The 12,892-nt window shown below is 61.3% G+C and carries 12 protein-coding genes; 7 read left to right on the top strand and 5 right to left on the bottom strand.

Annotation, left to right across the window (positions count from 1 at the left end):
* Nucleotides 1-227: 227 nt before the first annotated feature.
* The 4 genes from ATF69_RS14885 to ATF69_RS14870 all read right to left on the bottom strand — a co-directional run bounded on the left by ATF69_RS14885 (nt 228) and on the right by ATF69_RS14870 (nt 5,223).
* Entirely contained in the window at nt 228-545 is a 318-nt protein-coding gene (locus tag ATF69_RS14885; protein ID WP_425291786.1) for a DUF924 family protein, read from the bottom strand.
* 87 nt (nt 546-632) lie between these two features.
* Nucleotides 633-1,508, bottom strand: coding sequence for a DNA adenine methylase (locus tag ATF69_RS14880; RefSeq protein WP_146871439.1), 876 nt, complete (start codon nt 1,506-1,508; stop codon nt 633-635).
* The gene (locus tag ATF69_RS14875; RefSeq protein ID WP_146871438.1) at nt 1,498-3,225 is read right to left on the bottom strand and encodes an AAA family ATPase; all 1,728 of its coding nucleotides are present in this window, start codon (nt 3,223-3,225) and stop codon (nt 1,498-1,500) included. The genes ATF69_RS14880 and ATF69_RS14875 overlap by 11 nt, the downstream gene beginning before the upstream one ends.
* A 162-nt stretch (nt 3,226-3,387) precedes the next feature.
* Nucleotides 3,388-5,223, bottom strand: coding sequence for a glutamine--tRNA ligase/YqeY domain fusion protein (locus tag ATF69_RS14870; RefSeq protein WP_146871437.1), 1,836 nt, complete (start codon nt 5,221-5,223; stop codon nt 3,388-3,390).
* Nucleotides 5,224-5,394: 171 nt separating this feature from the next.
* On the opposite strand from ATF69_RS14870, the gene ATF69_RS14865 reads away from it, so the two are divergent.
* The 6 genes from ATF69_RS14865 to ATF69_RS14840 all read left to right on the top strand — a co-directional run bounded on the left by ATF69_RS14865 (nt 5,395) and on the right by ATF69_RS14840 (nt 9,621).
* On the top strand, nt 5,395-5,730 hold the full coding sequence (locus ATF69_RS14865; protein ID WP_056064701.1) for a hypothetical protein: 336 nt from the start codon (nt 5,395-5,397) through the stop codon (nt 5,728-5,730).
* Between the two features lie 193 nt (nt 5,731-5,923).
* Nucleotides 5,924-6,397 carry a type II 3-dehydroquinate dehydratase gene (aroQ, locus tag ATF69_RS14860; protein ID WP_015014979.1) on the top strand — a complete coding sequence of 158 codons (474 nt, stop codon included), beginning with the start codon at nt 5,924-5,926 and terminating at the stop codon, nt 6,395-6,397.
* A gap of 27 nt (nt 6,398-6,424) precedes the next feature.
* Nucleotides 6,425-6,838: an alternative ribosome rescue aminoacyl-tRNA hydrolase ArfB gene (gene arfB / locus ATF69_RS14855; RefSeq protein ID WP_056747066.1), complete on the top strand. Its 414-nt coding sequence runs from the start codon at nt 6,425-6,427 to the stop codon at nt 6,836-6,838.
* 170 nt (nt 6,839-7,008) lie between these two features.
* Nucleotides 7,009-7,839: a DODA-type extradiol aromatic ring-opening family dioxygenase gene (locus ATF69_RS14850; RefSeq protein WP_146871436.1), complete on the top strand. Its 831-nt coding sequence runs from the start codon at nt 7,009-7,011 to the stop codon at nt 7,837-7,839.
* Nucleotides 7,840-7,897: 58 nt separating this feature from the next.
* Complete coding sequence (locus ATF69_RS14845; protein ID WP_056064687.1) at nt 7,898-8,569, top strand: alpha/beta hydrolase; 672 nt, start codon at nt 7,898-7,900, stop codon at nt 8,567-8,569.
* 161 nt (nt 8,570-8,730) lie between these two features.
* Entirely contained in the window at nt 8,731-9,621 is an 891-nt protein-coding gene (locus ATF69_RS14840; RefSeq protein ID WP_146871435.1) for a DUF3014 domain-containing protein, read from the top strand.
* A 24-nt stretch (nt 9,622-9,645) separates the two neighbouring features.
* On the opposite strand, the gene ATF69_RS14835 is transcribed toward ATF69_RS14840, so the two are convergent.
* Nucleotides 9,646-10,113: an Lrp/AsnC family transcriptional regulator gene (locus ATF69_RS14835; protein ID WP_146871434.1), complete on the bottom strand. Its 468-nt coding sequence runs from the start codon at nt 10,111-10,113 to the stop codon at nt 9,646-9,648.
* A 102-nt stretch (nt 10,114-10,215) separates the two neighbouring features.
* Between ATF69_RS14835 and mdeB the strand changes: the two genes are divergently transcribed.
* Nucleotides 10,216-12,882, top strand: a complete 2,667-nt coding sequence (gene mdeB / locus ATF69_RS14830) for an alpha-ketoglutarate dehydrogenase (RefSeq protein WP_146871433.1) — start codon at nt 10,216-10,218, stop codon at nt 12,880-12,882.
* Nucleotides 12,883-12,892 lie beyond the last annotated feature (10 nt).

The raw sequence follows: 12,892 nt of genomic DNA, 5'->3' as shown, positions 1-12,892 counted from the left end.
TTCCGATCAGGTGCTGTGCTTGAAGCTTGACTGCGAGGCTGCCTCGGTGCGCTTGCGCAAATACTCTTCCGGGCTTTCACGCAGCACTTTGCCGTTTTCTTCTACCACCTGTAGGTGTTTGTCCGACGGGCATTTTCGGCAGCACGTAAACCTGTGCGTGAGAGGGCTGCCAATGCGGCCTGGGCGGGGCCGAATTCGGATGTGGGTCCGCGATGATGCTCATGGATTTACTCGGTAAAAGGCAAGACCTGACCCCGCTCGCGCGCTGCGCAGGCTGCGATCCTGCCCGCTGGCCACAGGGCCAGCGCGTCTTGCGCAAAGGCGCGGGCGGTGTCGCGATACACATTGCGCGAGAACTGGTCCAGCAGCAACACCTCCGCCAGCCTCTCCTTGGGCGTGTCGCGCCAGGTAAACAGTTCGCACTGCGCCGCAGCCTCCAGCGCGGCGCCGAAGCGGGTGCGGATGGCTTCGTCCAAGGCAGCATCTTTGGCGAAGTGCTGCTTGAGGGTTAGCTCGGTGAACCAGAAGTGAGGATTTGAGAGGATTGCATCTTGAATTGAAAAAGTAACGTTCCAAGTGCAATCGAGGGTCGGAAGTTCCTTTGGCGAACGTTTTTCTCGAAAAGAGAGTTATCAGGCGACTTTCTTCGTCTGAGGGATAACGTCATCACAAACGATCAAGTCTTGACTGAAAAACATAACTTCATTGCCTACATACCGCCGTTGGGCCGTGTAGTTGAGTCCGTATGTCTTCGTATTCACTAGCTGGTACATAGTGCGTATTTCATCTACGTTGTCATAAGACACCACCCAATGCCGTTTGAAACCTTTAGCCTTGATAGTTTTAGCGATAGCAACGTGATCGTCGTGCTCGTAATAGTTGCGGTACAGCCCCTTGCCTTTGACGTAGTAAGGAGGATCAAGATAGATCAACGACTCTCTAGGAAGAAACTCTTTGCATCGCTTCAGAAGAGTCAAAGAATCTTCGCTATACACGGTGATGTCTTTCGAACGTTTAGCGATCGCTTCAATCCTGGCGGCTATGACTTCCTTTCTGAAACGGGCGTCCAGTTTGTAGGCACCTTCTTGTCTCTTCCCGCCAATAACGCCCGCTTTCAATATGCCAGAGCGGTTGGTTCTGTTCATAAACAACGTGGCAAACCCCTTCTCGACCAAGCTAGCTTGGCCGTCTTCACGGAGTACAGAGCGCCACTTAAACCATTCTTCGATGGTAATAGGTGTCGATGCAAGCAGCTCAAGCAACTCCTCAGAATGCTGTGTTACAGCGACCCAAAACGCAAATACTGCGGGATCTGCGTCGTTGATGTGAATGTGACCCGCATGACCCTGAAACAAGAGATCGAGAGCAACCCCTGCCCCGCCTGCGTAAGGTTCCAGGTAATGCCCACCCGCAACTCCATTGACCTCCATCAATTTGGCAATGAAAGGTGCAAAAGGCGCTTTACCACCAGGGTAGCGAAGTGGGCTGTATAGCCTATTAGAGAACATTGGGCACCTTCTTCAGTTTGACTTCCAGTGTTGCTAGTTTGGCATCGTCCACGGCGTAGCCGTTCTTCATGATATCGAATAATGCAGCTTTGAAGTTTTCTAAGAAAGCGTTAGTTGCCTTTGGATTATTTTCTACCCAATGACGCCACGCACTGAACGGTTTAACACTCGTGGAAATCAGCAATTGGAAATCTTCAGAATTGTAAAAATTCTTGAAAATGTCCCGTTTTGTCTTGTTGCCGCTGTAAGCAGCGAGGCGCTCCTCTAGATCAACAATGTTTCCACTGATACCCAACTCCCTAATTGCCTCGCGCCCAGCTGAATTGGTAAAGACATCACGAGAAAACTGCAAGTCGTTTTCCCAAAAAGCATCATCAGGTGGCAGGTTGTATAGATGTTCGAAGATTAGTTGATCTGGAGGTAAATCACCCGGGAGCAATACGACAGTTTTAAACCCTTTTCCCTTTAAGAGGGGCCTGGCGTCAGCATCCAAACAAACAACACTGTTTGCGGCAAATTCCGGGACCTTCTTGTCAAGAAGATATACGTAATTTGGGCAGCCCATTTTGATGCCCGACATTTGATTTAGAAATTTCTTTATTGGCTGTCGGTAGATTAATGCCGAGAAGAAATCTTCCGCCTCTTTGTCCTCAAAATAGACATTAACGCTGGGTAGCGTGGCGGTTCGTCCAGCGCTTACAGTTCTCGTGTGGATGTCGGCGCTGATCTTCGCCCAAGACCAGTCCTGCATGACCTGAACTGATCCATATGTATTGCTCAAATAGATTGTTTTAAATTTCTTGCTATGTTCATGCTGACTCTGCTCATATGCGTACTCAATCATTACAGGTGAGTGAGATGTCATAACAACTTGCAGATTGAGCTTTCTGCATTCACGTTCAAGAATCTTCAGCAGGTTGACTTGCGCAGTTGGAAATAGGCCAGCATCAGCTTCATCAATCAGCAGCAAACCGCCTTTGTAGTCTGCATATTCAGCTTTGAGTTTTTTAAACGACAGGAGCGCCATGATGATCTGACCCGCATTGTCTTCACCAGCGGAAACTGACTCATGGTTGTAGTTGTCACCATGGGCTACGGCGGAATTGATTGTTCCGTGCGTGCCGGTGGCCTTGGTTGAGCTCCGGTTGAGTAATTCGTTGGTCAGAGAAATGAATTCCTGCTCATGGGCTTTCAGATAATCGAAATCTATTGCTTTGTAGTCACGATCTGCAATCGGATAAAGCCGCTTCAAGCTCAAGAAAATCACAGGATGTGTGAAATTTCTACTGGTGTTCCCGGTGGCGATACTGTTTTTCCTGATGACCGGGCGTGGCAGTATTTTCTTCGTTTCATTTTCGGTAACGCCGCGAGTCATCAGTTCCAAATTGGCTGTTGCGGCTTGGTTGGTGTAACCATCATGCATATGGATGACGGCGGACAGCGATCCCGGTACGTCAAATTTCTCAGAAATTCTGATATGTTCTTTGTACTGAGACTTGAAACCTTGACCGCTGATTTGTTTGAAATCGCGAAGACTTGCGCCGGTGACATAGTTTTTTTCAAAACTAAAAATTTGCGCCGCGATCCCAAGGATTGAGGACTTGGATGTCCCATTTTTTCCGCAAATAACAGTGATGTAGTTACCGAACTCAACTTCGACGCCATTTAGCGCGCGAAATTTCTCGATTGTTATTTTTTTGAGTTGTGTCCCTGCCATGCTGCCTCCCCTTGGTCTTATTGAAATTTCCGTTCAATCATGCACGAAGGACGTGTTTGATTGCCTACTAAGTCCGCTTCGGGTCGAACTCCGTCAACATTCCAAATCAAAAAGGCCAGCAAACTTTTTGCTTTGCTGGCCTTTTTATTACTTCACGGGAAATCACTTCCCCCAAGAATCCTTCAATCCCACCGCAAAGTTAAACACCGGCTTCCCTACCAAGTGGTCCATACGATCCGCCACAAAGTACCCATGCCGCTCAAACTGAAACTTGTCATCTGGCTTGGCATTGGCCAATGACGGCTCCACGATGGCCGTCACCACCTTCAGGCTGTTCGGGTTCAGGCTTTCGATGAAGTCCTTGCCGCCCGCGTCGGGCTGGGCGTCCAGGAACAGCCGGTCGTACATGCGCACTTCGGCGTTCACGCCGTCGGCCACGCCCACCCAGGTGATGGCGGCTTTGACCTTCACGGTGTCGGCGCCGGGGGTGCCGCTTTTGGTGTCGGGCACCACGGTGGCCAGCACTTCGGTGATGGTGCCGTCAGCGTCCTTGGTGCAGCCGGTGCATTCGATAACGTAGCCGCCCTTCAGGCGCACCTTGTTGCCGGGGAACAGGCGCTTGTAGCCCTTGGGGGGCACTTCTTCAAAGTCTTCGCGCTCGATCCAGACTTCCTTGCCGATGGTGAAGTGGCGCACGGGGCTTTCCACGCCTTCGGGTGGGTGGGGCAGGGCGGGCAGGCTGCAGGGCTCCAGGTGGCCTGCGCCCATCACGTCGTCCCAGTTGGTCAGCACCAGCTTGACGGGGTTGAGCACGGCCATGCCGCGGTGGGCCTTCAGCTCCAGGTCTTCGCGCAGGCAGCCTTCCAGGGTGCTGTAGTCGATCCAGCTGTCGGATTTGGTCACGCCAATGCGTTCGGCAAAGGTCTGGATGGCGGCGGGCGTGTAGCCACGGCGGCGCAGGCCGACGATGGTGGGCATGCGGGGGTCGTCCCAGCCGCTGACCTTGTGGTCGTACACCAGCTGGGCGAGCTTGCGTTTGCTGGTGATGACGTAGGTGAGGTTCAGGCGCGCAAATTCGTACTGGCGGGGGGGCGGGCTGGCCAGCAGGCCGCCTTCGGTCAAACGTTCCAGCAACCAGTCGTAGAAGGGGCGCTGGTCTTCAAACTCCAGCGTGCACAGGCTGTGGGTGATCTGCTCCAGCGCGTCCTCGATGGGGTGCGCGTAGGTGTACATGGGGTAGATGCACCAGGTGTCGCCCGTGTTGTGGTGCGTGGCGCGGCGGATGCGGTAGATGGCCGGGTCGCGCATGTTGATGTTGGGGCTGGCCATGTCGATCTTGGCGCGCAGCACCATCGATCCGTCTTCGTGCTGGCCGTCCTTCATCTCGCGGAAGATGCGCAGGTTCTCTGCCGGGGTGCGGCTGCGGAAGGGGCTGTCCACGCCGGGCTTGCTGAAGTCGCCCCGGTTTACGCGCATTTGTTCGGCGGTCTGTTCGTCCACGTAGGCGTGGCCAGCTTCGATCAGGTATTCGGCCGCGCGGTACATGAAGCCGAAGTAGTCGCTGGCCTGGTAGGGGGCAGCGCTGCCGGGTGCCTGGCCGATCTGTGTCCAGTCAAAACCGAGCCACTTCACGGCGTCGATGATGCTGTTGACGTATTCGGTGTCTTCTTTTTCGGGGTTGGTGTCGTCAAAGCGCAGGTGGCACACGCCGCCGTAGTCGCGCGCCAGGCCAAAGTTGATGCAGATGCTCTTGGCGTGGCCCACGTGCAGGTAGCCGTTGGGTTCGGGCGGGAAGCGGGTGCGGATCTTGGCGGGGTCGGGCTGGCCGGCCGTGTGGTGGGCGGCGTCGCCGGGGGTGCCAGCCCAGCGGCGGGTGGCGTAGGTGCCTTTGTCCAGGTCGTGTTCGATGATCTGGCGCAAAAAATTGCTGGGCTTGACGGTTTCAGGGGCCGCAGAAGTGGCAGTGGCGGCGGTATTGGCGGGGGAGGGGGTGCTCATCCAGCCATTTTAGGCGGCGGTTTCGTGACGGTTTACGCATTAAAACCAGCGCGTGTACGTTCAGACACAACGTAAAGACGATTTTGTGCCATCCTTTTAGGCACTTGGTGCGTTGTGTACCGGTGAGGCGTGTCCTTTTGGCTGGCCGCCCTCATTCACTAGGAGATTTCCATGACGAAAACCCGTTCTGTTTCTACTGCGGCCGCTGTGGCGGGTGTGGCGCTGGCCCTGTTGGCCGGTGCTGGCTCCGCCCAGGCCCGCGATGTCAATTGGTCTGTGGGCATTGGCGTGCCCGGCGTGGTGGTGGGTGCCAGCAATGGCTACTACGCCCCCGCCCCGGTGTATGTGGCACCGCCCCCACCGGTGTACTACGCTCCCCCTCCACGCCCTGTGTACTACAACGCTCCCCCGGTGTACTACACGCCACCCCCAGCGGTGTATTACGGCGGTTATGGCTACGGCCACCGCCACCACGGGCACGGCCACGGTCGCCACTGGGACCGTTGATCAGCCCCCAACGGCTGGTTTGTCACCAACCTCTTGGGCGCGAGTCGCTCACAGGCAGCGTTGCACAGGCTGCCTTTTACAGCGGTCCTTCGGGGCCGCTTTTTTATTGGGGCGGACCCTGCGCTGGGGCGCCGCATAATCCCGCACTCTGGCCTGCCAGCGTGGCAGGCGCATTGCCCCGGAGACTTTGTCTGTGACTGCCAATAAAACCGTTTTTGTCCTCAATGGCCCCAATCTGAACCTGCTGGGCACGCGCGAGCCTGCCGTTTACGGCGCGGCCACCCTGGCCGATGTGGAAAAGCTCTGCACCGACGCCTGCAACCGCCACGGTTTTGCGCTGCGTTTTCACCAAAGCAACCACGAAGGCGCGCTGGTGGACTGGATTCACGAGGCGGGCCGCCTGCACGCAGCGGGCGAGCTGGCGGGCGTGGTCATCAACGCCGGGGCCTACACCCACACCAGCATTGCACTGCACGATGCCATCAAGGGCACGGGCATCACCCTGATCGAGCTGCACATCAGCAATGTGCATGCGCGCGAGGCCTACCGCCACCATTCGTACATGGCAGCCGCCGCCAAGGCGGTGATGTGTGGCTTTGGCGTGCTGGGCTATGGCCTGGCGATTGACGGGCTGGCGCAGTTGCTGGCCCAGCAGCCAGCGGCCTGATGGCTGGGCGCGGGGGATTCCACGGCCATGGCCCCGCTGCCCCTGCAAGTTTCTGAGGACGAGGTTGAAATCACCGCCATGCGCGCGCAGGGCGCGGGCGGGCAAAACGTCAACAAGGTGTCCAGTGCCGTCCACCTGCGGTTTGACGTGGTGGCGTCGTCGCTGCCCGAGGGCGTGAAGGAGCGCCTGCTGGCCCTGCGCGACACCCGCATCACGCAAGACGGTGTGCTGGTCATCAAGGCCCAGCAGTACCGGAGCCAGGAGCAAAACCGTGCCGATGCCCTGGAGCGGCTCAATGCGCTGGTCAACAGCGTGGCCGTGCCGCCCCGCGTGCGCCGGGCCACCAAGCCCACCTATGGGTCGAAACAGCGGCGCTTGCAAAGCAAAACGCAGCGGGGCGAGACCAAGGCACTGCGGGGCAGGGTGCGCGACGGCTCCTGACCTGCGGGCCAGAGCAGGCCTGCGTAGGGGCTGGCGGGCGTTGCGCGCTGTGCGCCAAGGCGCTGTCAATGTTTGATTGGCATCATCCGTAGAACAATCTGTCTGCCTTGCAGGGCTTGGTATCACGGGCTATCAGTCCTACATTCATGGTGTTCCTTGTTGGAGTTGTCATGTCTGCCTCTGCCCAAGCCCCCGTTCCTGTTTCTGCCGCAGTCCCCGCGCTGTTTGTGTCGCATGGTGCGCCCTTGTTTGCGCTGGATGCGGGCACCACCGGCCCTGCGCTCACGCAATGGGGCCAGAGCCTGAAGTCGCAGTACCCCGGCCTGCGTGGCGTGGTGGTCATGTCGCCGCATTGGATGGCGCGCTCGGTGCAGGTGATGACCGGGCCGCAGCCTGCCACCTGGCACGACTTTGGCGGATTCCCTCCCGCGCTGTACCAGCTGCAGTACCCCGCTCCAGGCTCACCCGCTTTGGCGCAGGAAGTTCTGGGTCTGTTGCAGGCCGCTGGTGTGGCGGCCCAGGGCGATGCCGCGCGTCCCTTTGACCACGGCGCCTGGGTGCCGCTGATGCACTTGTTCCCGCAGGCCGACGTGCCTGTGGTGCAGGTGGCGCTGCCCGTGGGCGCGGGCCCGGCCGATGTGTATGCACTGGGAGCCGCCTTGCGCAGCCTGCGCAGCCAGGGCGTGCTGGTGGTGGGGTCGGGCAGCATGACGCACAACCTGGCCGAGTTTTTTGGCGGCGAGCGCGCGCCCGCGCCCTATGTGCTGGAGTTCAGCCGCTGGATCGAGGACGCTCTGGCCCGTGGGGACATGGCAGCACTGCTCAACTACCGCAGCCAGGCGCCTCACGCCCACCGCGCACATCCGACCGAAGACCACTTTTTGCCGATCTTCTTTGCACTGGGTGCAGCAGGCGACGACCTGCACGCAAACTACTTGAGCCGCGAGGTGATGTACAGCATGCTGTCGATGGACGCTTTTGCCCTGGAGCCGGCGCACTGACACGGAACTCCTTGCATTCCACCCGTTTTTGGCCCTAAACCATTCGAGGCGCACATATATGCTTACCTTGCCGCTCACATTTTTGCAGCGTCCCGCTGCCGCCACCGCACCTCGGCCCTGGCTGCTGGTGCTGATGCATGGCGTGGGCAGCAACGAGCAGGACCTGTTCAGTCTGGCCCCGCAGATCCCAGACCGGTTTCATGTGCTGAGCCTGCGGGCGCCGTTTCGCATGGGGCCGGGCTCACACGCGTGGTTTGATTTCTCCATCGAGCCCAGCGGCGAGCGCACCATCAACGAAGAGCAGGAGGCGCAAAGCCGCGCCCTGGTGGCCCAGGCGGTCGAGTCTGCCGCCGAGCAGCTGGGCATTCCGCCCGAGCGGGTGGTGGTGGGCGGCTTCAGCCAGGGCGGCATCATGGCGCTGTCGCTGTTGCTCACCCGGCCCGCGTTGATGCATGCGGGCCTGGTGTGGCACAGCCGCCTGCTGCCGCAGGTGGTGCCGCTCACCGCACCTGCAGATGCGCTGCGCGGCAAGCAACTGTGGCTGAGCCACGGTACCCACGACAACGTGATCCCGCTGGCCAACGCCCAGGCCATCGCCCACCACATGGCGCCACTGCCGGTGACGGTGACGTACCGCGAGTTCCCCAGCGCACACGAGATTCGCCCCTCCGAGTTGGCCGCCACCGTGGCCTGGCTGGAGTCGCTGTCCACCACACCGACGGCGTTTTAAGCAGGGCATTCTCCCGGGCCGGCCCCGGGGCGGGCTACATCGCGTTACCGGGGTCTGGGTGTGCGGTTGTCCAATCGTGCACGCCCCATGTGGGACTGAGAGGGAACGACTGACGCCATGGAGGCTCGGACAAGGGTTGTTCCCGTGTTGAAGGAGAGCCCATGCCCGATCAAGACACCGCAGAATTCCGCCCCGCGCCAGAGCGCACCTCCGCCGCACTCTGGGTCTTGCTGGCCGCGCTGGTGTGCGCCGTGGCGGCTGGCGCGGCATGGTGGTTCTGGCTGCGGCCGGTGGAGCTCGCATTGGCGCCACCCCCTGTGGTGGCCGCTCCACCAGCACCGGCAGCGCCCACGCCCGCTCCCGAGGCGTCGGGGCCGCAGAACCCGGTGGATGCGCTGGCACCGCCCGACGCTGCCTTGCCTGCGCTGGCCGAGTCCGACGCCCGGGTGGCAGAACTTTTGGCCCAGCTGCTGGGCCGCGACAAGCTGGCGGTGTTTCTGCAGACCGATGGTTTTGTTCGCCGCGTGGTGGCTACCGTAGACAACCTGGGGCGTGCCCACGCGCCATCAAGCATGTGGCCGGTGCAACCTACGCCGCAGCGGTTTGTGGTGGATGGCACTGGCGACGCGCCCACCACCGTTGCGGCGGGCAATGCCGCACGCTACAGCACCTTCTTGGCGTTTGCTGAAGCGGTACCGATGGAGGCCGCCGTGGCGCTGTACGCGCGGCTGTACCCGCTGTTTCAGCAAGCGTATGAAGAGCTGGGCTACCCCCGGCGCTACTTCAACGACCGCCTGGTGGCGGTGCTGGACCAACTGCTGCTGGCGCCCGAGCCTGCGGGCCCGTTGCAGGTCAAGCTCACGCCCGTGAACACCGAAGTGCCCAACCTGCGGCCCTGGGTGCGCTACGAGTTTGTGGACCCCGCGCTGGAGGCGCTGCCCAGCGGTCAGAAGATCCTGCTGCGCATGGGTCCCGCCAACGAGGCGCGTGCCAAGGCGCTGATCCGCGAGCTGCGCAAGCGCGTGGCCACGAGCGGCGTGGCGCGCAAATAGCGTTCGCTGCGCTGCCGTGCATGCTTAGGCGCTGGGCAAAGGCAGGGCGGTCTTGTAGCGCACCTGCTTGAGTGCGAAGCTCGACCGGATCTTCTCCACGCCCGGAATGGGCGACAGCTGCTCCAGAATGAAACGCTCCAACGCCCCAATGTCGGCAAGCGCTACCCGAATCAGGTAGTCGCTGTCGCCGCTCATCAGGTAGCACTCCATCACCTCATCGTGTTCGGCAATGCGGCGTTCAAAGTCGGCCAGGGCCTCCTTGCTTTGCGCCTTGAGGCTGATGCTGATGAACACATTCAGGCCCAGTCCCAGCGCCGTTGCATTGGCCAGCGCCACATAGCGGCTGATGACGCCTGCTGCCTCCAGTGCTTTCACCCGCGCCAGGCAGGGCGAGGGCGACAGGTGCACGCGCCGCGCCAGTTCCACGTTGGACAAAGATCCATCGGCCTGCAGCTCGGCCAGAATGCGCAAATCGAGGGTATCCAGTTTCATATGCCGCAGTTTATGGCTTTGGCGGCATAAAGTGCTATAGGTGTGCGGCACGAAAGGCAAAACGGCAACTCATTTGGAGCCAGCCTCGCTACAGTGGCATCCATGAACGCCCTCACACCCCACGCCCTGCTGCAACAAGCCACCGGCGCCCCCCTGGACGCCGACCCCGAAGAAACCGCCGAGTGGCGCGATGCCTTCCTGGCACTCGTCGCCACCGAAGGCCCCGAGCGAGCGCGGCACATGCTGCAGGAGCTGGTGCGGGTGGCGCGTGCGCAGCGCATTGGCTGGCAGCCCGACCTGAACACGCCGTACGTGAACACCGTGGCGGTGCAGGACCAGCCTGTGTTCCCGGGTGACCTAGCCATCGAGGAGCGTGTGGCTTCCATCGTGCGCTGGAACGCGCTGGCCATGGTGGTGCGCGCGAACCAGGCGTATGGCGAGCTGGGTGGGCACATTGCCAGCTACGCCAGTGCTGCGGATCTTTTCGAAAGCGGGTTCAACCATTTCTTTCGTGCCCGTGAAGGCCTGGGCGAAGGGCAGCACCGGGGCGACCTGGTGTTCTTTCAACCGCACAGCGCGCCCGGCGTGTATGCCCGCGCCTTCCTGGAAGGGCGCCTGTCCGAGCAGGACCTGATGCACTACCGCCAGGAACTGACGGCGCCGGGTGCAGGCGCGCAGGGCCTGTCGAGCTACCCGCACCCCTGGCTGATGCCCGACTTCTGGCAGTTCCCCACGGGCTCGATGGGCATCGGCCCTATCAGCAGCATCTACCACGCACGCTTCATGCGCTACCTCACGCACCGCAACCTGCTCAACTGCGCGGGGCGCAAGGTGTGGGGCGTGTTTGGTGACGGCGAGATGGACGAGCCCGAGAGCATGAGCGCGCTGACCCTGGCCGCGCGCGAGGGCCTCGACAACCTGGTCTGGGTGGTCAACTGCAACCTGCAGCGCCTGGATGGCCCGGTGCGTGGCAACGGCCGCATCATCGACGAGCTGGAGCGCTTGTTCGCCGGCGCGGGTTGGAACGTGGTCAAGCTGGTGTGGGGCAGCGACTGGGACGGCCTGTTCGCCCGCGACCTGACCGGTGCGTTGGTGCGCACGCTCGAAGGCACGGTGGACGGCCAGATGCAAACCTTCGCGGCCAAGGACGGCCGCTTCAACCGCGACAACTTCTTCGGTCAGAACCCTGAGCTGGCGGCCCTGGCCCAGGGCATGACGGACGAGCAGATCGACCGCTTGAAGCGCGGCGGGCACGACCTGGTGAAGATCCATGCCGCCTACGCCGCAGCCGCTGCGCACAAGGGCCAGCCCACGGTGATACTGGCTCACACCAAGAAGGGCTACGGCATGGGCACTGCCGGCCAGGGCAAGATGACCACGCACAGCCAGAAGAAGCTGGACGAGACCGACCTCATCGAATTCCGCAACCGCTTCAATCTGCCGCTCAGCGACGAGCAGGCCACCAGCCTGGCCTTCTTCAAGCCCGCCGAAGACAGCTCGGAGATGCGCTACCTGCGCAGCCACCGCGACGCACTGGGCGGCTACCTACCGCGCCGCGAGACGGCGTGCGACGCGCTGCCCGTCCCATCCATCGATAGCTACGCGCAGTTCGCGCTGCAGGCCGATGGCAAGGAGATGAGCACCACCATGGCCTTCGTGCGCATGCTGGGCACGTTGCTCAAAGACGCCACGCTGGGCCCGCGCATCGTGCCCATCGTGGCCGACGAGGCGCGCACCTTCGGCATGGCCAATCTGTTCAAGCAGGTGGGCATCTACAGCAGCGTGGGCCAGCGTTATGCGCCCGAGGACATCGGCTCGGTGCTGAGCTACCGCGAGGCGCTGGACGGCCAGATCCTGGAAGAAGGCATCAGCGAGGCCGGCGCCATCGCAAGCTGGACGGCGGCCGCCACCAGCTACAGCGTGCACGGCCTGGCCATGCTACCGTTTTATATCTACTACTCGATGTTCGGCTTCCAGCGCGTGGGCGATGCCATCTGGGCTGCGGCGGACCAGCGTGCGCGCGGCTTCCTCTTGGGCGCGACCTCGGGCCGCACCACACTGGGCGGCGAGGGCCTGCAGCACCAGGACGGCAGCAGCCACCTGGTGGCCGCCACTATTCCCAACTGCAAGGCTTACGACCCGGCCTATGCGGGCGAGATGGCCGTCATCATCGACGCCGGCATGCGCGAGATGGTGACCGAGCAGCGCGACGTCTTCTACTACGTCACGCTGATGAACGAGAACTACGCCCAGCCCGACCTGCCCGCCGGTACAGCAGAGGGTGTGCTGCGTGGATGCTATATTTTCAGGAGCTATCCAGGCAATATACACCAGCGCGACAGCGCGATTTCGTCCAAAAGCGTCACCCTAATGGGCTCTGGCGCCATCCTGACCGAGGTGGTCAAGGCCGCAGAACAACTTGCCAGCGAGGGCGTGGATGTGACCGTGCTCAGCGTCACCAGCTGGAGCGAACTGGCCCGCGACGGCGTGGCCTGCGAGCAGCGCTGGCTGGCGGGCGATGCCCAGCCTGCTCCCGCATGGCTGACTCAGCAACTGGCCACGACCCGTGGACCAGTGATCGCCGCCACCGACTACGTGCGCGCCGTGCCGGAAACCGTGCGCGCCTTGGTGCCGGAGGGGCGGCGGTTCGTCACCCTCGGCACCGATGGTTTTGGCCGCAGCGACACCCGCGCGGCGCTGCGCCAGTTCTTTGACGTAGATGCGCAGGCCGTGGCGCACGCAGCGCGACGCACACTGTCTGCGGGCTGACGGCCGCACG

The organism is Acidovorax delafieldii (assembly GCF_007993815.1).
In the GTDB taxonomy this organism is placed as follows: domain Bacteria; phylum Pseudomonadota; class Gammaproteobacteria; order Burkholderiales; family Burkholderiaceae_C; genus Acidovorax; species Acidovorax delafieldii.
Note: the sequence above shows the minus strand (reverse complement) of the source record. Positions and strands in the feature narration are given on the sequence as shown.